This is a genomic window from Methylibium sp. Pch-M (assembly GCF_004136295.1).
GTDB lineage: Bacteria > Pseudomonadota > Gammaproteobacteria > Burkholderiales > Burkholderiaceae_C > Methylibium > Methylibium petroleiphilum.
This window is the reverse complement of record NZ_CP029606.1, coordinates 260,631-283,312: the sequence shown is the minus strand read 5'-3', so window position 1 is coordinate 283,312 and position 22,682 is coordinate 260,631. Positions and strand designations below refer to the sequence as shown.

The following is a 22,682-nucleotide window of genomic DNA, read 5'->3' as shown; positions in this document are numbered from 1 at the left end:
GCTGTCCCGTGATCGGGGAGTGGCTGCGAAACGGAGGGCCGTGGTACCCGGCCGGTCTGCCGGACAGCGGCTCCAGGGCAAGTTGACGAGTTTACTGTTCAGGGGGACGCTCGTCCTCGTCCGGCCGGTGCTCGGGCCGGGGCCGCCAGAGCAGCCAGACCAGCGTGAAACCGGTGGCTGCACCGATCACGGCAAGCGATGCCAGCCCCACGAGCAGCGGCGCACCGGCCGATTGCGCGGCCGTCCACAGCCCTTCGATGAAGCCCTGCTGCTCGAGCAGCGCCGCGGTCTCGCTTTCGACCCGCAGCGCCGCGGCTTCGTCGTCCGGTTCACCGAGCAGGAATCGGCCGATCTTGTAGGCGGCCCAGTAGATCGGCGGGAAAGTGAAGGGGTTCGTGATCAGCGTGGCCGCCGCGGCGATCGCGACATGGCCGCGCAGCGCGATCGCCACGGCGATGGCGAACAGGAACTGCGCCACAGGCAGCATGAAACCGACGAACACCCCGATGGCGACCGCCCGTGCCACGCTGCCGCGGTCGGTGCGCCACAGGCGCTCGTTGTCGAGATGGTGCGCGATCGGGCGCAGCCATTTCGAGCGGCGAAGCTGCTCGCGGGTGGGGATCCAGCGTTTCACGCGGGCTGCCGCCGGGGCCGCGGCGGGGTCAGTGCTTTTCCTGGTGAGGCGCTGCGGTCATCAGCTTGTCGGTGTAGGCGATGGCGAGCGCGGACAGCAGGAAGGTGATGTGGATCAGGGTCTGCCACAGCAGCACCTTGTCGGTGTAGTTGCCCGCGTTGATGAAGGTCTTGAGCAGGTGGATCGAGCTGATGCCGATGATGGCCGTGGCCAGCTTGACCTTCAGCACCGAAGCGTTGACGTGGCTCAGCCACTCGGGCTGGTCGGGGTGGCCCTCGAGATTCATGCGCGACACGAAGGTCTCGTAGCCGCCGACGATGACCATGATCAGCAGGTTGCTGATCATCACCACGTCGATCAGCGCCAGCACCACCAGCATGATCACCGTCTCGTTCAGGCTTGTGAGGGGTGCGTCGGTCTTGTAGCCGATGCTGGTCACCAGCTTCTGCAGTGCCTCGGTGTTGCCGAACGCCGCCTCGATCAGGTGGACCAGTTCCACCCAGAAATGGAAGACATAGACCACCTGCGCCAGGATCAGGCCCAGGTACAGCGGCAGCTGCAGCCACCGGCTGGCGAAGATCAGGTTGGGCAGGGCCGGGAGCTTGTTCTTGATCGGGTCAGGGGAGGCGGACATGGGGAGGGAACGAAGGAGGAGGCGCAGATTCTATTGAACACCGCTCCGTGGGAGCGTGCCCGCATGAAGCAATGGCTCGGGACTAGCCGCAATGGTCAGGATCTGCCGGTCCGCGCTACATTGCCAAGCTGCGAGTAAGGGCATCGTAAGAGCGTCTGCCTATGGTGCCGACCGACAACTACGCCTCGAGGAGACGAACATGAGCAGTCAGGAACCCCACATCTACCTCCCGCCGGCGGAGCTCGCCGGCGCTGCCCATGTTTCGGGCATGGCGGCCTACGACAAGCTGGTCGCCGAGGCCGCGGCCGACTACCAGGGCTACTGGGGGCGGCTGGCACGGGAACTGGTGAGCTGGAAGAAGCCTTTCACCAAGGTGCTGAACGACAGCGATGCACCGTTCTTCAAGTGGTTCGAGGACGGCACGCTGAACGTCTCCTACAACTGTCTCGACCGCAACGTCGAGCGCGGCCTGGGCGACAAGACGGCCATCATCTTCGAGGCCGATGACGGCAAGGTGACCACCGCCTCCTACCGCCAACTGCTGACCCAGACCTGCCGGCTCGCCAACGGCCTGCGCTCGCTGGGCGTGAAGAAGGGTGACCGCGTCGTCATCTACATCTCCATGTCGATCGAGGGCGTGGCGGCGATGCAGGCCTGCGCCCGCATCGGGGCAACCCATTCGGTCGTGTTCGGCGGTTTCTCGGCGCAGAGCCTGCGCGACCGCATCGCCGATACCGGCGCAGTGGCCGTGATCACCGCAGACCAGCAGGTGCGCGGCGGCAAGCAGTTGCCGCTGAAGGCGATCGTCGACGAGGCGCTGGCGCTGGGCGGCTGCGAGAGCGTCAGGCACGTGGTCGTCGCCAAGCGCACCGGCGCCGACGTCGGCTTCCAGGCCGGGCGCGACGTCTGGCTGAACGAATTGCTCGCCGGCCAAGCCGACACCTGCGAGCCGGAGTGGGTCGAGGCGGAGCATCCGCTTTTCCTGCTCTACACCTCGGGCTCGACCGGCAAGCCCAAGGGCGTCCAGCACGCCAGCGGCGGTTACCTGCTCCACGCGGCACTCACCACCAAATGGACCTTCGACCTGAAGGACGACGACATCTTCTGGTGCACTGCAGACATCGGCTGGGTCACCGGGCACAGCTACATCACCTACGGCCCGTTGGCGCTGGGCGGCACCGAGATCGTGTTCGAGGGTGTGCCGACCTATCCGGACGCTGGCCGCTTCTGGCAGATGATCCAGAAGCACAAGGTCTCCGTCTTCTACACCGCGCCGACGGCGATCCGCTCGCTGATCAAGGCCGCTGAGGGCAACGAGGCGGTGCACCCGAAGAAGTACGACCTCTCCAGCCTGCGCATCCTCGGTTCGGTGGGCGAGCCCATCAACCCGGCCGCCTGGGAGTGGTATCACCAGCACATCGGTGGCGGCCGCTGCCCGATCGTCGACACCTTCTGGCAGACCGAGACCGGCGGCCACATGATCACGCCGCTGCCGGGCGCGACGCCGCTGGTGCCGGGCTCGTGCACGCTGCCGTTCCCCGGCATCCAGGCCGCGATCGTCGATGAGACCGGCAAGGATGTGCCGAACGGGCAGGGCGGCATCCTGGTGGTGAAGCAGCCCTGGCCCAGCATGATCCGCACGATCTGGGGCGATCCGGAGCGATTCAAGAAGAGCTACTACCCGGAAGACTTCAAGGGCAAGTACTACCTGGCCGGCGACGGCGCGATCCGCGACGAGAAGACCGGCTACTTCACCATCACCGGTCGTATCGACGACGTGCTGAACGTGTCGGGCCACCGCATGGGCACGATGGAGATCGAGTCGGCGCTGGTCTCGCACACCGAACTCGTCGCGGAAGCGGCGGTGGTCGGCCGCCCGGACGACACCACCGGCGAGGCGATCTGCGCCTTCGTGGTGCTGAAGCGTCCCCGTCCGACCGGCGAGGAGGCGAAGAAGATCGCGGCCGAACTGCGCAACTGGGTCGGCAAGGAGATCGGCCCGATCGCCAAACCCAAGGACATCCGCTTCGGCGACAACCTGCCCAAGACCCGCTCCGGGAAGATCATGCGCCGCCTGCTGCGCTCGATCGCCAAGGGCGAGGCCATCACCCAGGACACTTCGACCCTGGAGAATCCGGCCATCCTCGAGCAGTTGGCGCAGACCAACTGAATCGAGGGCCCGAAGGGCGCGACGCGCCAGCGTCGGGGTCGGATCGGGGGGCACTCATGTCGCGCAGCGACGTGGCGTGCTCACCAGAATCCGGCCATCCTCGAGCAGTTGGCGCAGACCAACTGACGTGTTCTGCAAGACATGAAAAAGGGCCCCGCACGCGGGGCCCTTGCTGTTTCGGCGAGGCCGCTGACGCGGCCCGCGCAGATCACTTCAGACCGAGGATCCAGGTCACCAGCTGCTGGGCTTCGGCTTCGTTCACCTGCGGATTGGCCGGCATCGGGATCTGGCCGAAGGAACCCGAACCGCCCTTGATGACCTTGGTGGACAGTTTCGCCACGGCATCCTTGTCACCGGCGTACTTGGCAGCCACGGCCTTGAACGACGGGCCCAGGACCTTCTGGTCGACCTGGTGGCAGGCCATGCAGTTCTTCTTCTGCGCCAGATCGGCGTTGGCGAAGGCGGGTGCGGCGCTCAAGGCGCCAACGACCACACACATCATCACTTTCGGGTTCATCGAGGGTCTCCTTGCTGTGTCATGGCTGGGGTAAAGTGCCCAACGCATTGTACGTGGGCGGGGTTGACCTGCGCGCGCGGCCGGCAAGCGCCGGCAGAGGAGAAGGCGATGTGGTTCGTGGTCCTGGGCGTCGTGTTGTCCGCGTTGAAACTGCTCGACATCGGGGTGGTCGGCGTGTGGTCCTGGTGGGTCGTGCTGGCGCCGTTCGCGCTGGCCGTGGCCTGGTGGACCTGGGCTGACATGTCGGGTTACACCAAGCGCAAGGAAATGGAAAAGATGGACGAGCGCAAGGTCGCCCGTCGCAACAAGAGCATGGCCGCGCTGGGCATCGACCCGCGTGGCTTCGAGAAGAAGAAGGCGGCCGCGTTCAAGGCGTCTCAGGCGAAGCGGACCGACAAGATCGAAGGGCAGCGCGAGGCGCAGCGCCAGAAGGCCAGGGATTCCGTGCTCAACAGCCGCTTCGACAGCCAGAGCACCAGCCGCATCGACGGCGGACCGGACACCAAGCGCTGATCCCTGTTCGCGCAAGCGTCCGACCATGAACAAGGCGACCCGCGGGTCGCCTTTTCCTTTGCGGTCCGGTCCCGCCGCCTACCTACTCGAAGCGGTCCAGTACCGCGCCGCTGCTGGCGCTTGACGCGTTCTTCGCGAACTTGGCCAGCACGCCGCGTGTGTAGCGCGGCGCCGGTGCCTTCCAGGCGGCGCGGCGCTTTGCGATCTCGGCCTCGCTCACGTTGAGGTTGAGCACCAGCGTGTGCGCATCGATGGTGATCGAGTCGCCTTCCTGCACCAGCGCGATCGTGCCGCCGGCCGCGGCCTCGGGCGCCACGTGGCCAACCACCATGCCCCAGGTGCCGCCGGAGAAGCGGCCGTCGGTGATCAGACCCACCGACTCGCCCAGCCCCTGGCCGATCAGCGCACCGGTCGGCGCCAGCATCTCGGGCATGCCCGGCCCCCCCATCGGGCCCAGGTAGCGCAGCACCATCACGTCGCCGGCCCGGATCTGCTTGGCCATGATGGCGGCCAGCGCCGACTGCTCGTCGTCGAACACGCGTGCCGGGCCGGTGATGCTGGGGTTCTTCAGGCCGGTGATCTTGGCCACCGCACCTTCGGGCGACAGGTTGCCCTTCAGGATGGCCAGGTGGCCTTGCTCGTACATCGGCTTCGTGATCGGGCGGATCACGTCCTGGTCGGCGCGCGGCGCATCGGGGATATCGGCCAGGTTTTCGGCCACGGTCTTGCCGGTGATGGTGATGCAGTCGCCGTGGATCAGTCCGGCGGCGAGCAGCGTTTTCATCACCTGCGGGATGCCGCCGGCGCGATGCAGATCGATTGCCAGGTACCTGCCGCTGGGTTTGAGATCGCACAGCACCGGCACCTTGCGGCGCACGCGCTCGAAGTCGTCGATCGTCCACTCGACGCCGGCGGCGTGCGCGATGGCCAGGAAGTGCAGGACCGCATTGGTCGAGCCGCCGGTGGCCATGATCACCGCCACCGCGTTCTCGATGCTCTTGCGGGTGACGATGTCGCGCGGCTTGAGGTCGGCCTTGACCGCCTCGACCAGCACGCGCGCCGCTTCCTTGGTGTGCGCGACGATCGGGTCCTCGACGTTGGCCATCGTGGAGGCGAACGGCAGGCTCATGCCCAAGGCCTCGAAGGCCGAGCTCATGGTGTTGGCGGTGTACATGCCCCCGCAGGAGCCGCTGCCCGGGATCGCGCGGCGCTCGATCTGGCAGAAGTCTTCCTCGCTCATGTTGCCGGCGGTGAACTGGCCGACGGCCTCGAATACGCTGACGATGTTGAGGTCCTGGCCCTTGTACTTGCCCGGCAGGATGGTGCCGCCATAGACGTAGATCGCGGGCACGTTGGCGCGCAGCATGCCCATCATGCCGCCCGGCATGTTCTTGTCGCAGCCGCCGACCACCAGCACGCCGTCCATCCACTGGCCGCCGACGCAGGTTTCCACGCAGTCGGCGATGACCTCGCGCGAGACCAGCGAGTACTTCATGCCCTCGGTGCCCATCGCCATGCCGTCGCTGATGGTGGGGGTGCCGAAGATCTGTGCATTGCCGCCGGCCGCCTCGATGCCCTCGACCGCGGCGTCGGCCAGCTTCTGCAGGCCCGAGTTGCAGGGCGTGATGGTCGAGTGGCCGTTGGCCACGCCGATCATCGGCTTCTTGAAGTCGGCCTCCTGGTAGCCCATCGCGTAGTACATCGATCGGTTGGGGGCGCGGGCCACGCCTTCGGTGATGTTCTTCGAACGGCGGTTGATGCTCATGATGGCGGGCTCCTCGGGCTGGCGGATGGTGGGCGTGCGGCGCGAGTATCGATCGTGGCCTCTGCCTGCGTCCAATATATGTTGGCAGCCCGATTGATATGCTTGGCGAATGACCAACGACCTGATCGACGTGCGCGCCTGGCGGCAGTTCGTCGCCGTGGCGGAACTGCTCCACTTCGGTCGCGCGGCGCAGCGGCTGCACATGACGCAGCCGCCGCTGACGATGGCGATCCAGCAACTGGAGCGGCGCCTGGGACAGCCGCTGTTCGTGCGCAACCGCCGTGCGGTGACGCTGGCGCCCGCCGGTGCCGCGCTGCTGCAGCCGGTGCGCCAATGGCTGGCGCAGGGCGAGGCCTTGTCGGTGCTGGCGCGTGCGGTGGGCGAGGGCGATGTCGGGCGGCTGCGCCTGGGCTTCGTGTCGACGCTGGGGTTCGGCCCCTTGCCGGACTGGCTGCGTGGCTTCCGGGAGCGCCACCCGCGCATCGAGGTCGAGTTGCGTGAGGTCACGACCGACGTGCAACGCCAGGCCTTCGCGCGGTCCGAATTGGATGCCGGCTTCATGCTGCACGCCAGCGGCATGGACCCGGGGGTGGAGAACGCGGGGCTGGATGCCCTGCGCGTGCTCGAGGAACCGCTGGTGCTGGCGCTTCCCGAGGCGCATCCGCTGGCCCGGGCCGCGCGCCTCTCGCTTCCGATGCTGATGGCGCAGCCGCTGGTGATCTTTCCGCGGCCGATCGCGCCCTCGCTGTTCGATGCGGTCCTGGCTTACTACCACCGCCACGGCGCCGCGCCGACGATCGCGCAGGAGGCGATCCAGATGCAGACGATCGTCAACCTGGTGTCGGCCGGACTGGGCGTGGCCTGGGTGCCCGAGGTGGTGACCCGCATGCAGCGGCGCGGGGTGGTCTACCGCGCTCTGCCGCCTTCGCTGGCCGCTGGCGCGCCCCGCTGCGAGACGAGCCTGATGTGGCGCCGCGAGCCCCCGGCGGTGGTGGCGCGCTTCGTCGACTTCGTGCGCACCGCGCCGTCCCCGGGCGGCTGAGGTCGCGGGGCGCTGCGTTATCGTGCCGGCCTGTCCAGATGCCTGCGGCCCCGGCGGCCGCAACCGACCCGCCCATGCTGATCCATCCGCAGTTCGACCCCGTGGCCCTGGAACTCGGGCCGCTGGCGATCCACTGGTACGGCCTGACCTACCTGGTGGCCTTCGGCCTGTTCCTGTGGCTCGCGTCGCTTCGGGTGCAGCACTCGCCGTTCAGGGAGACCGGCTGGACGCGTCGCGACGTCGAGGACCTGCTGTTCTACGGCGTGCTGGGCGTGATCATCGGCGGACGACTCGGCTATGTGCTGTTCTACAAGCCGGGCCATTACGCGGCGCACCCGCTGGAGGTGTTCGAGGTCTGGAAGGGCGGCATGGCCTTCCACGGCGGCCTGCTCGGCGTGATCGCGGCGATGGCGCTGTTCGCCCGCACGCGCGGGCGACGCTGGCTCGAGGTGACCGACCTCATTGCGCCGTGCGTGCCGACCGGCCTGGCCAGCGGACGCATCGGCAACTTCATCAACGGCGAACTGTGGGGCCGGGCGGCCGATCCTTCCTTGCCGTGGGCGATGGTCTATCCGCAATCGGGCAGCGAGATCCCCCGCCATCCGTCGCCGCTGTACCAGTTCGCGCTCGAAGGGCTGCTGCTGTTCGCGCTGCTGTGGCTCTATGCGCGCAAGCCGCGTGCGACCGGGCAGGTCTCGGGGGCCTTCCTGGTGGGCTATGGCGTGCTGCGCTTCATCGCCGAGTACTTCCGCGAGCCGGACGGCTTCCTGGGCCTCCTGGCGCTGGGCATGAGCATGGGACAGTGGCTGTGCGTGCCGATGGTGGCGGCTGGCGTGGCGCTCTGGGTGTGGGCCAGCCGACGAGCCTGACCGTCGCACTTGGAGGGTGCGCACTCTTTGCGTGCGTTCCACCAAGAAAAACCGCCCGACCTCGCGGTCGGGCGGGATAAAAGGGACGAGCCCTGCTGAGGAGACAGCGACTGCGCGGCTCAGGCACCAGTCACTGCATCATCAGCAACTGGTATGCCAGGTGTGTGGCAGGGCCGCCGGACTCATGCGGCTTCCCGTTCGACGTGGCCGTGACGGGTGTACAGGAAGTCGAGCACTTCCTTGCGGTAGTGCACATAAGCGGGATCTTCGGCGAGTTCCACGCGCAGGCGCGGGCGCGCCAGGTCCACCTTCAGGATCTCGCCGATGGTGGCGGCCGGGCCGTTGGTCATCATCACCACGCGGTCGCTGAGCAGCACCGCCTCGTCGACGTCGTGGGTCACCATCACCACGGTGCTGCGGGTGCGTGCCACGATCTTCAGCAACTCGTCCTGCAGGTGGGCGCGGGTGAGGGCATCGAGCGCGCCGAAGGGTTCGTCCATCAGCAGCACCTTGGGCTCCATGGCCAGCGCGCGGGCGATGCCGACGCGCTGCTTCATGCCGCCGGAGATCTCGTGCGGGCGCTTCGCGATCGCGTGCGACATGCCCACCAGTGCAAGCGTTGCCAGCGTGCGTTCCTTGAGTTGCTCCTTCGACTCGCTCTCCCCGAACACGCGCTCGACGCCGAGGTGCACGTTCTCGTAGCAGGTCAGCCACGGCAGCAGCGAGTGGTTCTGGAACACCACCGCGCGCTCCGGACCCGGCGCCGCGATCTCGCGGTTGTCGCAAAGCAGCACGCCGCTGCTGGGCGTCAGCAGGCCGGCGATCAGGTTGAGCAGGGTCGACTTGCCGCAGCCCGAATGGCCGATCAGCGTGATGAACTCGCCGCGCTCGATCTGCAGGTTGATCTCGCGCAGCGCATGGAAGCGGCCCTTGCGCGTGGTGAACACCATCTCGGCGTTCTGCACTTCGATGAAGCTGGTCATGGGAGTCTCCTCAATCGTCGAAGCTGAAGCGGCGTGCGATCAGCATCAGCGCCTGCTCGAGCAGCAGACCGACGATGCCGATGACGAAGATCGCGATCAGGATATGGGCCACGTTCAGGTTGTTCCACTCGTCCCAGACCCAGAAGCCGATGCCGACGCCTCCAGTCAGCATCTCGGCCGCCACGATCACCAGCCAGGCCGTGCCCACCGACAGGCGCACGCCGGTCAGCATGTAGGGCAGCACCGCAGGGAACAGGATGCGCGTCATCACCTTCCACTCGCTGAGGTTCAGCACCCGTGCCACATTCAGGTAGTCCTGCGGCACGCGCTGCACGCCGACGGCGGTGTTGATGATCATCGGCCAGATCGAGCAGATGAAGATCGTCCAGATCGCCGCCGGGTTGGCGGCCTTGAACACCAGCAGCCCGATCGGCAGCCAGGCCAGCGGCGAGACCGGTCGCAGCAGGCTGATCAGCGGCGAGATCATGTGGTTGACGAAGCTGAAGCGCCCGAGCACGAAGCCGGCCGGGATGCCCACCAGCGCGGCGAGCCCGAAGCCCAGCGCGACGCGTTCGAGCGAGAACAGCACATTCCAGCCGATGCCCTGGTCGTTCGGACCGTTGTCGTAGAACGGATCGCTGAACAGCTTCGCGAACTCTGCCCAGGTGGCCGCAGGCGTCGGGAAGGCGCCGCCGTTCATCGTGAGCAACGCCCAGATGCCGATCAGCAGGCCGGCGCCGAAGATGGGCGGCAGCACGCGCAACCCGAGTCCGCGCCAGTCGAAGGGCTCGGCCGGAGGGCGGGCCGCCGGCTTGGCCGACGGCAGGCCGGCCGCAGACGCCGCCAATGCGGGCTTGCTGACACTCACCGCGGCGGGCGTACCGGCGCGGCCGGCACCCGAGGGATCGTGGAACACGGCACTGACCATGGGGTTCTCCTTGCTTTAAGCCTTGATCTTGAATCCGTCGGCATAGCCCTTCGGGTTCTTGCCATCCCAGACCACGCCATCGATCAGCTTGCTGCTGCGCATCGAATCCTTCGGCACATTGATCTTCATAGCGCTCGCCACATCCTTGTAGAGCGCGATCTGGTTGACCTGCTGCGCCACGGCCAGGTAGTCCGGGTGTTCCTTCAGCAGGCCCCAGCGCTTGTGCTGCGTGAGGAACCACATGCCGTCGCTCAGGTAGGGGAAATTGACGGCCCCGTCGTTGAAGAACTTCATGTGGTTGGGGTCGTCCCAGGTCTTGCCGAGACCGTTCTGGTAGCGCCCGAGGATGCGCTGGTTGATGGCATCCACCGACGTGTTGATGTACGCCTTCTGCGCAACCGTCTCGGCCATCTTCATCTTGTTCTGCAGGCCGGCGTCGATCCACTGGCTCGCTTCCAGCACGGCCATCATCACCGCGCGCGTGGTGTTGGGGTTCTTCTTGACGAAGTCGTTGGTCGTTCCCAGCACCTTCTCGGGATGGTCCTTCCAGATGTCCTGCGTGGTGTTGGCCGTGATGCCGATGCCGTCCATGATGGCGCGGTGGTTCCAGGGTTCGCCCACGCAGAAGCCGTCCATGTTGCCCACGCGCATGTTGGCCACCATCTGCGGTGGCGGCACCGTGATGAGCTTCGCGCCGGACAGGGGGTTGATGCCGGCGGCCGCCAGCCAGTAATGCATCCACATCGCGTGCGTACCCGTCGGGAAGGTCCCGGCGAAGGTGTACTCCCGCTTCTCCGTCGCCATCAGCTTTGACAGCGAAGGGCCGTCGACGGCGCCCTTGTCCGCAAGTGCCTTCGACAGCGTGATCGCCTGACCGTTGTTGTTGAGCGCCATCAGCACGGCCATGTCCTTCTTGGGGCCGCCGGTACCGAGATGCACGCCGTAGATCAGTCCGTAGAGCACGTGCGCCATGTCGAGCTCGCCGTTGACCAGCTTGTCGCGCACGCCGGCCCAGGAGGCTTCCTTGGTGGGCACGATCTTCACGCCGTACTTCTTGTCGAAGCCCAGCACCGAGGCCATCACCACGGAGGCGCAGTCGGTCAGAGGGATGAAGCCGATCCGCACCTCGTCCTTCTCGGGCTTGTCGGATCCGGCCGCCCAGACGGCGGATTGCAGTCCGGGCACGGCGCCGACGGCGGTGGCGGCTGCAGCGGCTTTCAGCATGGTGCGACGGCCCAGCAGGGCGCGGTTGGCGATGTCGTTCGGCATGGCATTCGGACTCCAGAAATCAGGCTCAAATGAAAAACGGCGTCGTCACGACCGCACAGCCCTGGAGCGGTGCGGGGTGAGACGCCGTCGTCTGCTGCGGTGTGGCCGAGCATGGCCGCACCGGAAAGGGGATCGCCGTTGATCCTTGGGTGCACTGCAGCAAACCTCGTGCCAGAGCGGGGAGTCGAGCGCTTCAGCCCAGCATGTCGGCCACGTCGATCAGGCGTTGCGCGACCTCCGCGACCCGCAGGCCACGGTCCATCGCCGTCTTGCGCAACCGGGCGTAGGCCTCGTCCTCGCTGAGTTGCTGGCGGCTCATCAACAGGCCCTTGGCGCGGTCGATCAGCTTGCGGTCGCTGAGCTGCGTGCGCGCGTCGGCGAGTTCGCGGCGCAAGGCTTCCTCGTGCTGAAAGCGTGCGAGCGCGACGTCAAGCACCGGTTTGATGCGCTCGGGCGCCAGACCGGCGACGACGTAGGCCGTCACGCCGGCGGCGATCGCCGCACCGACGTGGCTGGTGTCGGCGTCGTCGGTGAACAGCACGATGGGCCGGCGTTCGTCGCGGGTGGACATCACGACGTGCTCGAGCGTGTCGCGCGCCTGGCTCTGCGCGTCGACGACGATCATGTCAGGCTGGATCTGCGCGATGCGCTCGGGCAGGAAGGCATCGATCGGCAGCACCGCGACGATGTTGTAGCCGTTGGCCAGCAGGCCGATGCGCAGGCTCCGCGAACGTTCCGCCTCGACGAGCGCGTCGTCGTCGTCCGCGGCCGGGGTGAGCGATTCCGGTGCGACGATGACGATGCGCAGCGCCTGGAGAGAGGTCATGCCGGCTGCGCTGCAAGGAGCGCGCCAACGGCCGCTACGCCGACGCCGGAAACGACAAGGCCCGCGCGAGGCGGGCCTTGTCACGGAGTCGGTTTCGTGAGTTCAGATCGGGCTCTGTGCCGCGAAGGCGCGGCGCCACAGCGCCATCGGCAGCAGCTTGCCGAGTGCGGTGGGCGGTGCGGCGTGCTGGCGTTCGTCGAGCAGTTCGCGCTCCGACAGCGTGTCGAGAAACTGCATCACCGCCGAACGCGCCAGACCGCTCTCGGCCATCAGCTGGCGCACGGTCACGTGGCGGTGGGACATCTGGTGCAGCATGCGCCGGTAGGCCGTGCGATGGAATCCTGCCGGCAGGTCGGGCCAAGCGGAAAGCTTGTACTGTTTCATGGGGCGATCTACCGGGAGCGCGGCTTCACGCCGCTGTGAACGCAGGTTAACCAGCGCACCCGGACCGCGATAGGTCGACGGTCCGGAAAATCGTGTTTTCCGTCACACCCGCCATGTGACCAAAGGAAACTAGTGGCATGGTTTTGTGGCAGGGGCCGGTGAGCGTGGCCGCCGGGACCGCCTCACTACACTCCTGCGATGCTGATCCTCGGCTTCGAATCTTCCTGCGATGAAACCGGCGTGGCGCTGGTGGCAGCCGACCATGGCGAGCGGCCGCGACTGCTCGCCCACGCCTTGCACAGCCAGGTCGCCATGCACGAGGCCTACGGCGGTGTCGTGCCCGAACTCGCCTCGCGCGACCACATCCGCCGGGCCTTGCCGCTGACCCGACAGGTGCTCGCTGGAGCGGGTAGGGCATTGGCCGACGTCGACGTGGTGGCCTACACGCGCGGTCCCGGGCTGGCCGGTGCGCTGCTGGTCGGCAGCGCGGTGGCCTGCGCGCTCGCCGCGGCGCTGGACCGGCCGGTGCTGGGCATCCATCATCTGGAGGGGCACCTGCTGTCGCCCTTCCTGTCGGTCGATCCGCCGCAGTTCCCGTTCGTGGCGCTGCTGGTCTCGGGCGGGCACACGCAGCTGATGCGGGTCGACGGTGTGGGCGATTACGAGTTGCTCGGCGAAACGATCGACGACGCGGCCGGCGAGGCCTTCGACAAGTCGGCCAAGTTGCTCGGTCTGGGCTACCCCGGCGGACCGGCGCTTGCCCGCCTGGCGGAGTTCGGCGACCCGACCGCCTATGCACTGCCGCGACCCCTGCTGCACCGGGATACGCTCGATTTTTCCTTCGCCGGACTCAAGACCGCGGTACGCACCCAGATTCTGAAGCTCGGTGAGGGTGTCTGCGAGCAGCCACGTGCCGACCTCGCGGCCGCCACGCAGGCCGCGATCGTGGAGGTGCTGGTGAAGAAGTCGCTCGCCGCGCTGCGGGCCACCGGGCTGCAGCGGCTGGTGGTGGCCGGTGGTGTGGGGGCGAACCGCAGCCTTCGGTCGCAGCTCGATGCCGCTTGCGCGAAGCGCGGCGTGCGCGTGCACTATCCGGAGGTGTCGCTGTGCACCGACAACGGCGCGATGATCGCGCTGGCCGCGGCCATGCGGCTGCAGGCCGGCCGCGCGACCGCACGGCGCGACCACGCCTTCGACGTGCAGCCGCGCTGGCCGCTCGCCGCGCTGGACGTCGGGGTGCCCTGAGCGGGGCCCCGACGGTCGGCTTGCCGCCAGATCACCCGATGGCGAGCTGCGTGGCTGGCTTGAGCTTCTTGGTCAGCGTCAGGCTCAGCACGCCGTTCTCCAGGCGAGCCTGGGAAGCGGACTCGTCCACCTCGACCGGCAGCGTGAAGCTTCGGGCGTAGGCAGTGCGGCTGCGTTCGCGCACCAGCAACCGTTCGCCTTCGGCGGCCGGCGCGTCGGCGGGGGCCGACGCCTCGATGCTGACGCGCTTGCCGTCGATCGTGACCTTGACGTCTTCCTTCGCGACGCCGGGCATGTCGAGCTGCACGCTGTAGGTCTGCTCGGTCTCGCGCAGATCCAGCGCAGGCTGGCGGGTGACGTGGTCGGAAGCGGCGGCGGCGAAGACCCGCTCGACGCTGCCGTCGAACAGGCGGTCGAAGGCGCGGCTCAGGTCGCGGGCGTGGCCGTTGTAGGCGTGGCGGTGGGTGCGGGTGACGGGCATGACGAACATGGCGTTCTCCTAGAATCACGTGGAAGGCAGCGAACGGCTGCCCATGCCGCCGAATTGAGAGCGGCATTTTTGTTTTCAAGGCCGTTGTATTTCGAGGCGCCGCCCTCACGCGGAGCGGCCTTTTTCGGGGGATCCCAGCGATGCGCGAGCTCATCCGGCAGCTGCCCGGCTCCAAGATCCGCGAGGTGGCCAATGCCGGGTTGGGTCGCAGCGACGTGCTGGCGTTCTGGTTCGGCGAGGGTGACGATGTGACGCCTGGTTTCGTGCGCGACGCGGCCGTCGCGTCGCTGGAGCAGGGGGAAACCTTCTACTCGCACAACCTGGGTCTGCACGGGCTGCGCGAAGCGCTGGCGGGCTATGTCGGTGCGCTCCACCGGCCGCTCGGGCCGGAGCGGATCGCCGTCACGTCCTCGGGCGTGAACGCGCTGATGATCGCGATGCAGGCCCTGGTCGGGGCCGGCGACGAGGTCGTGGCGGTCGTGCCCGTCTGGCCCAACCTGACTGCGCAGCCGGTCATTCTGGGCGCGCAGGTGACTCGCGTGTCGCTGCGGCCGCAGGCCGGCGCCTGGCGGCTGGATCTGGACGAACTGCTGGCGGCCGTCACGCCACGCACCCGCGTGCTGCTGATCAACGCGCCGAACAATCCCACCGGCTGGACGCTGAGCCGGGACGAGCAGGCGGCGATCCTGGCGCACTGTCGCCGCACCGGCACCTGGATCGTTGCCGATGAGGTTTACGAGCGGCTCTATTTCGGCGGCGACGCGAGGGCCGGCGGGCCGCCGGCGGCGCCGTCCTTCCTCGACGTCGCCGAAGCTGATGACCGCTTGCTGGTGGCGCACAGCTTCTCCAAGAGCTTCCTGATGACCGGCTGGCGGCTCGGCTGGCTGGTGCTGCCACCGGACTTGCTGGACGCAGTGGGCAAGCTGATCGAGTTCAACACGTCGTGCGCGCCGGTCTTCGTGCAACGGGCCGGACTGGCGGCGGTGGAGGGGGCGGCGGTCACGCTGCCGAGCCTGGTCGGACATCTGCGAACCTGTCGCGACACCTTGCTGCCGGCGCTGCAGGCGCTACCCGGCTTGGAGGTGGCGGTGCCCGAGGGCGGCATGTACGCCTTCTTCCGCGTGGTGGGCGAGATGGACTCGCTGGCGTTCGCGAAGCGCCTCGTGGCCGAGGCCGGCCTGGGCCTTGCACCGGGCGCGGCCTTCGGGCCGGAGGCCGAAGGCTGGCTGCGCTGGTGCTTCGCGTCGCGCGACCCCGACCGCCTGACGCAAGGGGTCGAACGCCTGCGACAGGGACTGCGGCTATAATTTCGAGGTTTCGCGGCCTGCGGCTGCGTGACATCAGCACGGCATGGGTCGGTTTCACCCGTGACCGCAAGTGGAAACTCGAAACCGTGGCACGCCGTTCCTGCGAGCGTCAGCGGTTTCATCGCAACCAGGAAACAGACATGGCAGTCGCCGACCTCAACATCTCCGAAATCGTCAAGTCGAACGCGCGCGGTGCTTCCGACACGGGATCGCCCGAAGTGCAAGTGGCCATCCTGACCGCTCGCATCAACGACCTGACCCCCCACTTCAAGACCCACGCCAAGGACCATCATGGTCGTCGTGGCCTGCTGAAGATGGTGAGCCGCCGCCGCAAGCTGCTCGACTACCTGAAGGGCAAGGACGCCGACCGTTACACCGCGCTGATCCAGAAGCTGGGCCTGCGCAAGTAAGCCGAATCGCATGACGAAGAGCCTGTCTGGCACCCCCAGCGCAGGCTCTTCGTGTTTTGGAGCAAGCCGCAAGCGAGCGTCGATGTGTCATTCCAACGCGATTGCCGTCGCAGACGCGCTGGAATGGCATCCCGCTCGAGCGCTGGGCTCCCGGTGACAGGCGCCACCGATCGCGCCCCGAGTCGCCCCGACGTACCGCGCCGGGCATCCAACTGGAGACAAGCATGAGCCTGTTCAACAAGATCACCAAGACCTTCCAATGGGGTCAGCACACCGTTACGCTGGAAACCGGCGAGATCGCCCGCCAGTCGGGCGGCGCGGTCATCGTCGACATGGACGGCACCGTGGTGCTGGCCACGGTCGTGGCTGCCAAGAACCCGAAGCCGGGCCAGGACTTCTTTCCGCTGACCGTCGACTACATCGAGAAGACCTATGCCGCCGGCAAGATCCCCGGCAGCTTCTTCAAGCGTGAAGGCCGTCCGAGTGAGCTGGAGACGCTGACCAGCCGCCTGATCGACCGGCCGCTGCGCCCGCTGTTCCCGGAAGGCTTCTACAACGAGGTGCAGGTGGTCGTGCACGTGCTGTCGCTGAATCCTGAAGCGTCGGCCGACATCGCCGCGCTGATCGGCTCCAGCGCCGCGCTGGCGATCAGCGGCATTCCCTTCAACGGCCCGATCGGCGCCGCGCGCGTGGGCTACATCAACGGCGAGTACGTGCTCAACCCGGGCCCGACGCAACTGGCCGAGTCCAAGCTCGACCTGATCGTCGCCGGCACCGAGGCGGCCGTGCTGATGGTGGAGTCGGAGGCCGACCAGCTGCCCGAGGACATCATGCTCGGCGGCGTGGTGTTCGGCCACGAGCAGGGCAACATCGCCGTGCGCGTGATCAACGAACTGGTGCGCGATGCCGGCAAGCCCGAGTGGCAATGGACTGCACCTGCGAAGGACGAGGACTTCATTGCCAAGGTCAATGGCCTCGGCGAAGCCAAGCTGCGCGCGGCCTACCAGATCCGCTCCAAGCAGGATCGCACTCAGGCCACCCGCGCGGCCTACGCCGAGGTGCTGGCCGCGCTGGCCGCCGAAGGCGCGGTGGTCGACAAGGTCAAGGTCGAGAACCTGCTGTTCGACATCGAGGCCAAGATCGTGCGCAGCCAGATCCTGGCCGGCGAGCCGCGCATCGACGGCCGCGACACCCGCACGGTGCGCCCGATCGAGATCCGCTCCAGCGTGCTGCCGCGCACCCACGGCTCCGCGCTGTTCACGCGCGGCGAGACCCAGGCGCTGGTCATCACCACGCTGGGCACCGAACGCGACACGCAGCGCATCGACGCGCTGGCCGGCGAGTTCGAGGACCGCTTCATGTTCCACTACAACATGCCTCCCTTCGCCACCGGCGAGACGGGTCGCGTGGGCTCGCCCAAGCGCCGCGAGATCGGCCACGGCCGCCTCGCCAAGCGAGCGCTGATCCCAGTGCTGCCGAAGAAGGACGAGTTCGCGTATGCGATCCGCGTCGTCTCGGAGATCACCGAATCAAACGGTTCCTCGTCGATGGCCTCGGTCTGCGGCGGCTGTTTGTCGATGATGGACGCGGGCGTGCCGCTGAAGGCCCACGTGGCCGGCATCGCGATGGGCCTGATCAAGGACGGCAACCGCTTCGCGGTGCTGACCGACATCCTGGGCGACGAAGATCACCTCGGCGACATGGACTTCAAGGTGGCCGGCACGACCACCGGCGTGACCGCGCTGCAGATGGACATCAAGATCCAGGGCATCACCAAGGAGATCATGCAGGTGGCGCTGGCGCAGGCCAAGGAAGCGCGCCTGCACATCCTCGGCAAGATGGTCGAGGCGCTCGGCGGTGCGAAGGAAGAGCTGTCGGTGTTCGCGCCGCGCCTCTACGTGATGAAGATCAACCCCGAGAAGATCCGCGACGTGATCGGCAAGGGCGGCGCCACCATCCGTGCGCTGACCGAGGAGACCGGCACCCAGATCAACATCGAGGAAGACGGCACCATCACCATCGCCTCGACCGATGGCGACAAGGCCCAGGCGGCCATGAAGCGCATCGAGGAGATCACGGCCGAGGCCGAGATCGGCAAGGTCTACGAGGGCCCGGTCACGAAGATCCTGGACTTCGGCGCGCTGGTCAACATCCTGCCCGGCAAGGACGGGCTGCTGCACATCAGCCAGATCGCGCACCAGCGCGTGGAGAAGGTCACCGACTTCCTGACCGAAGGCCAGATCGTCAAGGTCAAGGTCCTGGAAACGGACGAGAAGGGCCGCATCAAGCTGTCGCTGAAGGCGCTGCTCGAGCGTCCCGAGGGCTATGTCGAGGAGGAACGTCCGCGCCGTGAATACGGTGACCGGGGCGACCGCGGTGACCGCGGCCGTGACCGGGGCGACCGTCCGCCGCGTCGCGAGCGTGGCGACGCGCCACAGGCGGCGCCCGAGTCCGACGTGCCGTCGCCGCAGGCGGAGTGAGGCAGAGGATGGACGCGTCGTCGCCGGCTCGCTGCCGCTGACGACGCAGACACGCACGACGCATGCAAGCGATCGAAATCTCCCTGCCCGGCGGGCCCGAGGTGCTGCGTCTCGTCGAGCGGCCCGAGCCGGAGCCGGGGCCGGGGGAACTGCTCATCGACGTTGCCGCGGCCGGAGTCAATCGGCCCGACGTGCTGCAACGCGCCGGGGCCTACCCGCCGCCGCCCGGCGCGTCCGACCTGCCGGGGCTGGAGGTGGCGGGCCGCATCGTCGGCGGTGACGCGGGTGCGCTGGCTGCGGCGGGCTTCCGGCTCGGCGACCGCGTCTGCGCGCTCACCCACGGCGGCGGCTATGCGCAGCGCTGCGTGGCGCCGGTCGGCCAGTGCCTGCCGGTGCCGGCCGGCTGGAGCGACATCGAGGCGGCCAGCCTGCCGGAGACGCTGTTCACGGTCTGGATCAACGTCTTCGAGCGGGCCCGGCTCCAGCCCGGCGAGACGCTGCTGGTGCAGGGCGGTGCCAGCGGCATCGGCGTGACGGCGATCCAACTGGCCAAGGCCTTCGGTTGCAGGGTGTTCGTGACGGTCGGCGACGACGCGCGGGCGCAGGCCTGCCGCGCCATCGGCGCCGACGAGGCGATCAACTACCGGACGCAGGATTTCGTCGCCGAGGTCAAGCGCCTGAGTGGTGGCCGCGGGGTCGATGTCATCCTCGACATGGTCGCCGGCAACTACGTGGCGCGTGAGATCCAGTGCCTGGCTGAAGACGGGCGGCTGTCCATCATCGCGGTGCAGGGCGGTACCAAGGCCGAGTTCGACGCCGGCGTGCTGCTGCGCCGGCGGCTCACCATCACCGGCTCCACGCTGCGTCCACGCACCACCGAGTACAAGGCGGCCATCGGTGCCGCGCTGCGCGCCCGGGTCTGGCCGCTGATCGAGGCCGGGCGCTTCAAGCCCATGATCCACAAGACGTTTCCCGCCGCGCAGGCCGCGCAGGCCCATGCGCTGATGGAGTCCGGTCAGCACGTGGGCAAGCTCGTCCTGACTTGGTGACAAGGAGAAGCCAATGAGTGACATCCGCCGCAAACTGGTGGTCGGCAACTGGAAGATGCACGGCACGCACGCCACGAACGAGGCCCTGCTCGAAGGGCTGAAGTCGGCCGGCCCCTTGCCCTGCGAGGCTGCGGTGTGCGCGCCGTTTCCCTATCTGGCGCAGGCGGCGGAGCGGCTGGCCCGCAGTGCGATCGCCTGGGGTGCGCAGGACTGCTCGGTGCACGAGCAGGGCGCCTACACCGGCGAAGTGTCGGTGGCGATGCTGGCCGACTTCGGCTGCCGTTACGTGATCGTGGGGCACTCGGAGCGGCGCGCGCTGCATGCCGAGAGCGACCAGCTGGTGGCCGACAAGGCGCAGGCGGCGCTGGCCAAGGGCGTCACGCCGATCGTCTGCGTCGGCGAGACACTCGCGCAGCGCGATGCAGGCGAGACGGAAGACGTTGTCAAGCGCCAGCTCTCGGCCGTGATCCATACGCTCGCGCACTGCGTCGGCGAGATGGTGGTGGCCTACGAGCCGGTGTGGGCCATCGGCACGGGCCGCACAGCCAGTCCGGAGCAGGCGCAGGCGGTTCACGCACTGCTGCGTGCGCAACTCGCCGCCGCCACGCCGCGTGCCGCGCAGATGAAGCTGCTCTACGGCGGCAGCGTCAAGCCCGACAACGCTGCGACGCTGTTCGCGCAGGCCGACATCGATGGCGGCCTGATCGGCGGCGCGTCGCTGAAAGCCGCTGATTTCATCGCGATCTGTCGTGCCGCGAGCACGCGCTGAACGCCGCTAGTTCTTGAATCCTGGAGTCGATCTATGCAGATGCTGTTGACGGTGATGGTGGTGGTGCAGATGCTTTCCGCGCTGGTGATGATCGGCCTGGTGCTGATCCAGCACGGCAAAGGCGCCGACATGGGCGCGTCGTTCGGCAGCGGCGCCTCGGGCAGTCTGTTCGGTGCCTCGGGCAGCGCGAACTTCCTGTCGCGCTCCACGGGTGTGTGTGCGGCGATCTTCTTCGCCTGCACGCTGGCGCTCGCCTATTTCGGCAACCTGCGTGCGAGCACCGGCGGTGGCGAGTCCATCCTGGAGCGTGCGGTTCCTGCGTCGTCGGCGGCGAGCGCGGCGCCAGCCTCCCAAATCCCCGGTGCGGCATCGGCTGCCGCGCCGGCCGTCGTGCCGCAAGCGCCTGCAGTCGAAGCCTCGGGGGCCGCTCAGATCCCTGCGAAGTGACAGCCAGGCGATAGCTTTCCCGACCCGCGTGGCACGGCAGCGCAAGTCGCTGTTGTCATGCTGCGAATGGCGCAAAGTCGTACCAGTTTGACGATAGAATCAGTGGCTGTCCGGTGAGCAATTCCTCATGCAATCCGGGCGGCACATTCCGCGGTGCCCGTGGCTGCGGAGCGAGTGAAGGCCGTCGTGGTGAAATTGGTAGACACGCTATCTTGAGGGGGTAGTGGCGAAAGCTGTGCGAGTTCGAGTCTCGCCGACGGCACCAAGAACAAGAAACGTTCGTTTCGGGCTGGAGCAGCATCCGGCGCAGCCCAAAGCGCCCTGACAGCAATGCGCAGGGGACCGGGCGCGCTGAGCGTGTGGAGGGGTCTGGCAACAGGCCGCGTCACTGCAGCGCGCTTTGTTTTTGCCGGATGAGCGCAGCCAATCGATCGACGTACCGAGCCACGCACCACGATGAACCTCGAGTCCTACCTGCCGGTGATCCTGTTCATCCTCGTGGGCGCTGCGGTCGGCATCGCGCCGCAGCTGATCGGCTTCATCTTCGGCCCGCACCGGCCCGACGCGGACAAGAACTCTCCCTACGAGTGCGGCTTCGAGGCCTTCGAGGACGCACGGATGAAGTTCGACGTGCGCTACTACCTCGTCGCCATCCTGTTCATCCTGTTCGACCTGGAGATCGCCTTCCTGTTCCCCTGGGCCGTTGCGCTCAAGGAGATCGGCGCGCCGGGCTTCTGGGCCATGATGGTTTTCTTGGGCATCCTGGTCGTCGGCTTTGCCTACGAATGGAAAAAAGGCGCTTTGGATTGGGAATGACCGCAATGACCAGGAGCTTCTGAGATGGGCATCGAAGGCGTTCTCAAGGAGGGGTTCATCACCACCTCCGCCGACAAGCTGATCAACTGGTCGAAGACCGGTTCGCTGTGGCCCATGACCTTCGGTCTGGCGTGCTGCGCGGTCGAGATGATGCACGCGGGCGCGGCCCGCTACGACATCGACCGCTTCGGCATGCTGTTCCGCCCCAGCCCGCGCCAGAGCGACCTGATGATCGTCGCCGGCACGCTGTGCAACAAGATGGCGCCGGCCCTGCGTAGGGTCTACGACCAGATGGCCGAGCCGCGCTGGGTGCTGAGCATGGGCTCGTGCGCGAACGGCGGCGGCTACTACCACTACAGCTATTCGGTCGTGCGCGGCTGCGACCGCATCGTGCCGGTCGATGTCTACGTGCCGGGCTGTCCGCCAACGGCCGAGGCGCTGCTCTACGGCATCCTGCAACTGCAGACCAAGATCCGGCGCGAAAACACCATCGCCCGCTGAACCGGACGCTGCTGCCCCTCCATGGACCACAAAATCGACCTCCTGCAGCCGGCCCTCGAAGCCGCGCTGGCCGGCAAGATCCAGGCGCTGGTGCGCGATCGCGGCGAACTGACGCTGACGGTGGCGGCCACCGACTACCTGGCCGTGTGCACGACGCTGCGCGATCATGCCGAGCTGAAGCTCGAGCAGCTGATCGACCTGTGCGGCCTCGACTACTCGTCCTACAAGGACGGCGCGGGCTCTCCCTACACCGAAGGCCCGCGCTACTGCGTCGTGCTGCACCTGCTGTCGGTCAGCAAGAACTGGCGCCTGCGGCTCAAGGTGTTCTGCGCCGACGACGGGTTGCCCGTCGTGCCGTCGGTCAACGAGGTCTGGGCTGCCGCAAACTGGTTCGAGCGCGAGGCCTTCGATCTCTACGGCATCGTGTTCGAGGGCCATGCCGACCTGCGCCGCATCCTCACCGACTACGGCTTCATCGGTCATCCGTTCCGCAAGGATTTCCCGACCACCGGGCACGTGGAGATGCGCTACGACGCCGAGCAGCGTCGCGTGATCTACCAGCCCGTCACGATCGAGCCGCGCGAGATCACGCCGCGCATCATCCGCGAGGACAACTACGGCGGTCTGCACTGAC

The 22,682-nt window shown here is 67.5% G+C and carries 24 protein-coding genes and 1 tRNA gene; 15 read left to right on the top strand and 10 right to left on the bottom strand.

The features are described 5' to 3' along the window. Positions 1-91: 91 nt before the first annotated feature. Together C1M51_RS01320 and C1M51_RS01315 are read right to left on the bottom strand one after the other, a co-directional pair. The gene (locus C1M51_RS01320) at positions 92-634 is read right to left on the bottom strand and encodes a DUF2062 domain-containing protein (protein WP_129447893.1); all 543 of its coding nucleotides are present in this window, start codon (positions 632-634) and stop codon (positions 92-94) included. Positions 635-662: 28 nt separating this feature from the next. Next, complete coding sequence (locus tag C1M51_RS01315) at positions 663-1,268, bottom strand: TIGR00645 family protein (RefSeq protein ID WP_129447892.1); 606 nt, start codon at positions 1,266-1,268, stop codon at positions 663-665. 199 nt (positions 1,269-1,467) lie between these two features. Here C1M51_RS01315 and acs point away from each other — a divergent pair, with 199 nt between their 5' ends. Beyond that, entirely contained in the window at positions 1,468-3,438 is a 1,971-nt protein-coding gene (acs, locus tag C1M51_RS01310; protein ID WP_129447891.1) for an acetate--CoA ligase, read from the top strand. A 208-nt stretch (positions 3,439-3,646) separates the two neighbouring features. On the opposite strand, the gene C1M51_RS01305 is transcribed toward acs, so the two are convergent. Next, positions 3,647-3,955 (bottom strand): c-type cytochrome, encoded by a 309-nt coding sequence (locus tag C1M51_RS01305; protein WP_036228610.1) that lies wholly within the window; start codon positions 3,953-3,955, stop codon positions 3,647-3,649. A gap of 108 nt (positions 3,956-4,063) precedes the next feature. On the opposite strand from C1M51_RS01305, the gene C1M51_RS19375 reads away from it, so the two are divergent. Then, positions 4,064-4,468 (top strand): TIGR04438 family Trp-rich protein, encoded by a 405-nt coding sequence (locus C1M51_RS19375; protein WP_129447890.1) that lies wholly within the window; start codon positions 4,064-4,066, stop codon positions 4,466-4,468. An 82-nt stretch (positions 4,469-4,550) separates the two neighbouring features. Here the strand turns inward: C1M51_RS19375 and ilvD are convergent, their stop codons facing one another. Next, positions 4,551-6,233 (bottom strand): dihydroxy-acid dehydratase, encoded by a 1,683-nt coding sequence (gene ilvD / locus C1M51_RS01295; protein WP_129447889.1) that lies wholly within the window; start codon positions 6,231-6,233, stop codon positions 4,551-4,553. Between the two features lie 109 nt (positions 6,234-6,342). On the opposite strand from ilvD, the gene C1M51_RS01290 reads away from it, so the two are divergent. Next, positions 6,343-7,275 (top strand): LysR family transcriptional regulator, encoded by a 933-nt coding sequence (locus C1M51_RS01290; RefSeq protein WP_129447888.1) that lies wholly within the window; start codon positions 6,343-6,345, stop codon positions 7,273-7,275. A gap of 74 nt (positions 7,276-7,349) precedes the next feature. After that, positions 7,350-8,144: a prolipoprotein diacylglyceryl transferase gene (gene lgt, locus C1M51_RS01285; RefSeq protein ID WP_129447887.1), complete on the top strand. Its 795-nt coding sequence runs from the start codon at positions 7,350-7,352 to the stop codon at positions 8,142-8,144. A gap of 182 nt (positions 8,145-8,326) precedes the next feature. On the opposite strand, the gene C1M51_RS01280 is transcribed toward lgt, so the two are convergent. The 5 genes from C1M51_RS01280 to C1M51_RS01260 all read right to left on the bottom strand — a co-directional run bounded on the left by C1M51_RS01280 (position 8,327) and on the right by C1M51_RS01260 (position 12,534). Then, positions 8,327-9,127, bottom strand: coding sequence for an ABC transporter ATP-binding protein (locus C1M51_RS01280; RefSeq protein WP_129447886.1), 801 nt, complete (start codon positions 9,125-9,127; stop codon positions 8,327-8,329). Positions 9,128-9,137: 10 nt separating this feature from the next. Further along, positions 9,138-10,055 carry a nitrate ABC transporter permease gene (gene ntrB, locus C1M51_RS01275; RefSeq protein ID WP_129447885.1) on the bottom strand — a complete coding sequence of 306 codons (918 nt, stop codon included), beginning with the start codon at positions 10,053-10,055 and terminating at the stop codon, positions 9,138-9,140. A 15-nt stretch (positions 10,056-10,070) separates the two neighbouring features. After that, positions 10,071-11,324 carry a CmpA/NrtA family ABC transporter substrate-binding protein gene (locus tag C1M51_RS01270; protein WP_129447884.1) on the bottom strand — a complete coding sequence of 418 codons (1,254 nt, stop codon included), beginning with the start codon at positions 11,322-11,324 and terminating at the stop codon, positions 10,071-10,073. 193 nt (positions 11,325-11,517) lie between these two features. Continuing rightward, positions 11,518-12,150 carry an ANTAR domain-containing response regulator gene (locus tag C1M51_RS01265; RefSeq protein WP_011828992.1) on the bottom strand — a complete coding sequence of 211 codons (633 nt, stop codon included), beginning with the start codon at positions 12,148-12,150 and terminating at the stop codon, positions 11,518-11,520. Between the two features lie 102 nt (positions 12,151-12,252). Beyond that, on the bottom strand, positions 12,253-12,534 hold the full coding sequence (locus tag C1M51_RS01260; RefSeq protein WP_129447883.1) for a hypothetical protein: 282 nt from the start codon (positions 12,532-12,534) through the stop codon (positions 12,253-12,255). 198 nt (positions 12,535-12,732) lie between these two features. On the opposite strand from C1M51_RS01260, the gene tsaD reads away from it, so the two are divergent. Continuing rightward, positions 12,733-13,779, top strand: a complete 1,047-nt coding sequence (gene tsaD, locus C1M51_RS01255; RefSeq protein WP_129447882.1) for a tRNA (adenosine(37)-N6)-threonylcarbamoyltransferase complex transferase subunit TsaD — start codon at positions 12,733-12,735, stop codon at positions 13,777-13,779. A gap of 31 nt (positions 13,780-13,810) precedes the next feature. Here the strand turns inward: tsaD and C1M51_RS01250 are convergent, their stop codons facing one another. Next, positions 13,811-14,269, bottom strand: coding sequence for an Hsp20/alpha crystallin family protein (locus C1M51_RS01250; RefSeq protein ID WP_129447881.1), 459 nt, complete (start codon positions 14,267-14,269; stop codon positions 13,811-13,813). 140 nt (positions 14,270-14,409) lie between these two features. Between C1M51_RS01250 and C1M51_RS01245 the strand changes: the two genes are divergently transcribed. The 10 genes from C1M51_RS01245 to C1M51_RS01200 all read left to right on the top strand — a co-directional run bounded on the left by C1M51_RS01245 (position 14,410) and on the right by C1M51_RS01200 (position 22,681). After that, positions 14,410-15,576, top strand: a complete 1,167-nt coding sequence (locus C1M51_RS01245; protein WP_129447880.1) for a pyridoxal phosphate-dependent aminotransferase — start codon at positions 14,410-14,412, stop codon at positions 15,574-15,576. A 140-nt stretch (positions 15,577-15,716) separates the two neighbouring features. Then, complete coding sequence (gene rpsO / locus C1M51_RS01240; RefSeq protein WP_011828997.1) at positions 15,717-15,986, top strand: 30S ribosomal protein S15; 270 nt, start codon at positions 15,717-15,719, stop codon at positions 15,984-15,986. Between the two features lie 224 nt (positions 15,987-16,210). Then, positions 16,211-18,466, top strand: a complete 2,256-nt coding sequence (gene pnp / locus C1M51_RS01235; protein WP_129447879.1) for a polyribonucleotide nucleotidyltransferase — start codon at positions 16,211-16,213, stop codon at positions 18,464-18,466. A gap of 62 nt (positions 18,467-18,528) precedes the next feature. Continuing rightward, entirely contained in the window at positions 18,529-19,515 is a 987-nt protein-coding gene (locus tag C1M51_RS01230; protein WP_129447878.1) for an NAD(P)H-quinone oxidoreductase, read from the top strand. Positions 19,516-19,528: 13 nt separating this feature from the next. Further along, positions 19,529-20,284: a triose-phosphate isomerase gene (gene tpiA / locus C1M51_RS01225; protein WP_207207784.1), complete on the top strand. Its 756-nt coding sequence runs from the start codon at positions 19,529-19,531 to the stop codon at positions 20,282-20,284. A 33-nt stretch (positions 20,285-20,317) separates the two neighbouring features. Further along, positions 20,318-20,731 carry a preprotein translocase subunit SecG gene (gene secG / locus C1M51_RS01220; RefSeq protein ID WP_129447877.1) on the top strand — a complete coding sequence of 138 codons (414 nt, stop codon included), beginning with the start codon at positions 20,318-20,320 and terminating at the stop codon, positions 20,729-20,731. A gap of 180 nt (positions 20,732-20,911) precedes the next feature. Further along, positions 20,912-20,996, top strand: a tRNA-Leu gene (locus C1M51_RS01215). Positions 20,997-21,187: 191 nt separating this feature from the next. Continuing rightward, on the top strand, positions 21,188-21,547 hold the full coding sequence (locus C1M51_RS01210) for an NADH-quinone oxidoreductase subunit A (protein WP_011829002.1): 360 nt from the start codon (positions 21,188-21,190) through the stop codon (positions 21,545-21,547). 24 nt (positions 21,548-21,571) lie between these two features. Next, on the top strand, positions 21,572-22,048 hold the full coding sequence (locus C1M51_RS01205) for an NADH-quinone oxidoreductase subunit B family protein (RefSeq protein WP_129447876.1): 477 nt from the start codon (positions 21,572-21,574) through the stop codon (positions 22,046-22,048). A 21-nt stretch (positions 22,049-22,069) separates the two neighbouring features. Next, positions 22,070-22,681, top strand: a complete 612-nt coding sequence (locus C1M51_RS01200) for an NADH-quinone oxidoreductase subunit C (protein ID WP_129447875.1) — start codon at positions 22,070-22,072, stop codon at positions 22,679-22,681. Position 22,682 lies beyond the last annotated feature (1 nt).

Coding starts and splice junctions, on each gene's coding strand:
- C1M51_RS01315 (WP_129447892.1), bottom strand. CDS start 1,268: ATGTCCGCCTCCCCTGACCCGATCAAGAACAAGCTCCCGGCCCTGCCC.
- acs (WP_129447891.1), top strand. CDS start 1,468: ATGAGCAGTCAGGAACCCCACATCTACCTCCCGCCGGCGGAGCTCGCC.
- C1M51_RS01305 (WP_036228610.1), bottom strand. CDS start 3,955: ATGAACCCGAAAGTGATGATGTGTGTGGTCGTTGGCGCCTTGAGCGCC.
- C1M51_RS19375 (WP_129447890.1), top strand. CDS start 4,064: ATGTGGTTCGTGGTCCTGGGCGTCGTGTTGTCCGCGTTGAAACTGCTC.
- ilvD (WP_129447889.1), bottom strand. CDS start 6,233: ATGAGCATCAACCGCCGTTCGAAGAACATCACCGAAGGCGTGGCCCGC.
- C1M51_RS01290 (WP_129447888.1), top strand. CDS start 6,343: ATGACCAACGACCTGATCGACGTGCGCGCCTGGCGGCAGTTCGTCGCC.
- lgt (WP_129447887.1), top strand. CDS start 7,350: ATGCTGATCCATCCGCAGTTCGACCCCGTGGCCCTGGAACTCGGGCCG.
- C1M51_RS01280 (WP_129447886.1), bottom strand. CDS start 9,127: ATGACCAGCTTCATCGAAGTGCAGAACGCCGAGATGGTGTTCACCACG.
- ntrB (WP_129447885.1), bottom strand. CDS start 10,055: ATGGTCAGTGCCGTGTTCCACGATCCCTCGGGTGCCGGCCGCGCCGGT.
- C1M51_RS01270 (WP_129447884.1), bottom strand. CDS start 11,324: ATGCCGAACGACATCGCCAACCGCGCCCTGCTGGGCCGTCGCACCATG.
- C1M51_RS01265 (WP_011828992.1), bottom strand. CDS start 12,150: ATGACCTCTCTCCAGGCGCTGCGCATCGTCATCGTCGCACCGGAATCG.
- C1M51_RS01260 (WP_129447883.1), bottom strand. CDS start 12,534: ATGAAACAGTACAAGCTTTCCGCTTGGCCCGACCTGCCGGCAGGATTC.
- tsaD (WP_129447882.1), top strand. CDS start 12,733: ATGCTGATCCTCGGCTTCGAATCTTCCTGCGATGAAACCGGCGTGGCG.
- C1M51_RS01250 (WP_129447881.1), bottom strand. CDS start 14,269: ATGTTCGTCATGCCCGTCACCCGCACCCACCGCCACGCCTACAACGGC.
- C1M51_RS01245 (WP_129447880.1), top strand. CDS start 14,410: ATGCGCGAGCTCATCCGGCAGCTGCCCGGCTCCAAGATCCGCGAGGTG.
- rpsO (WP_011828997.1), top strand. CDS start 15,717: ATGGCAGTCGCCGACCTCAACATCTCCGAAATCGTCAAGTCGAACGCG.
- pnp (WP_129447879.1), top strand. CDS start 16,211: ATGAGCCTGTTCAACAAGATCACCAAGACCTTCCAATGGGGTCAGCAC.
- C1M51_RS01230 (WP_129447878.1), top strand. CDS start 18,529: ATGCAAGCGATCGAAATCTCCCTGCCCGGCGGGCCCGAGGTGCTGCGT.
- tpiA (WP_207207784.1), top strand. CDS start 19,529: ATGAGTGACATCCGCCGCAAACTGGTGGTCGGCAACTGGAAGATGCAC.
- secG (WP_129447877.1), top strand. CDS start 20,318: ATGCAGATGCTGTTGACGGTGATGGTGGTGGTGCAGATGCTTTCCGCG.
- C1M51_RS01210 (WP_011829002.1), top strand. CDS start 21,188: ATGAACCTCGAGTCCTACCTGCCGGTGATCCTGTTCATCCTCGTGGGC.
- C1M51_RS01205 (WP_129447876.1), top strand. CDS start 21,572: ATGGGCATCGAAGGCGTTCTCAAGGAGGGGTTCATCACCACCTCCGCC.
- C1M51_RS01200 (WP_129447875.1), top strand. CDS start 22,070: ATGGACCACAAAATCGACCTCCTGCAGCCGGCCCTCGAAGCCGCGCTG.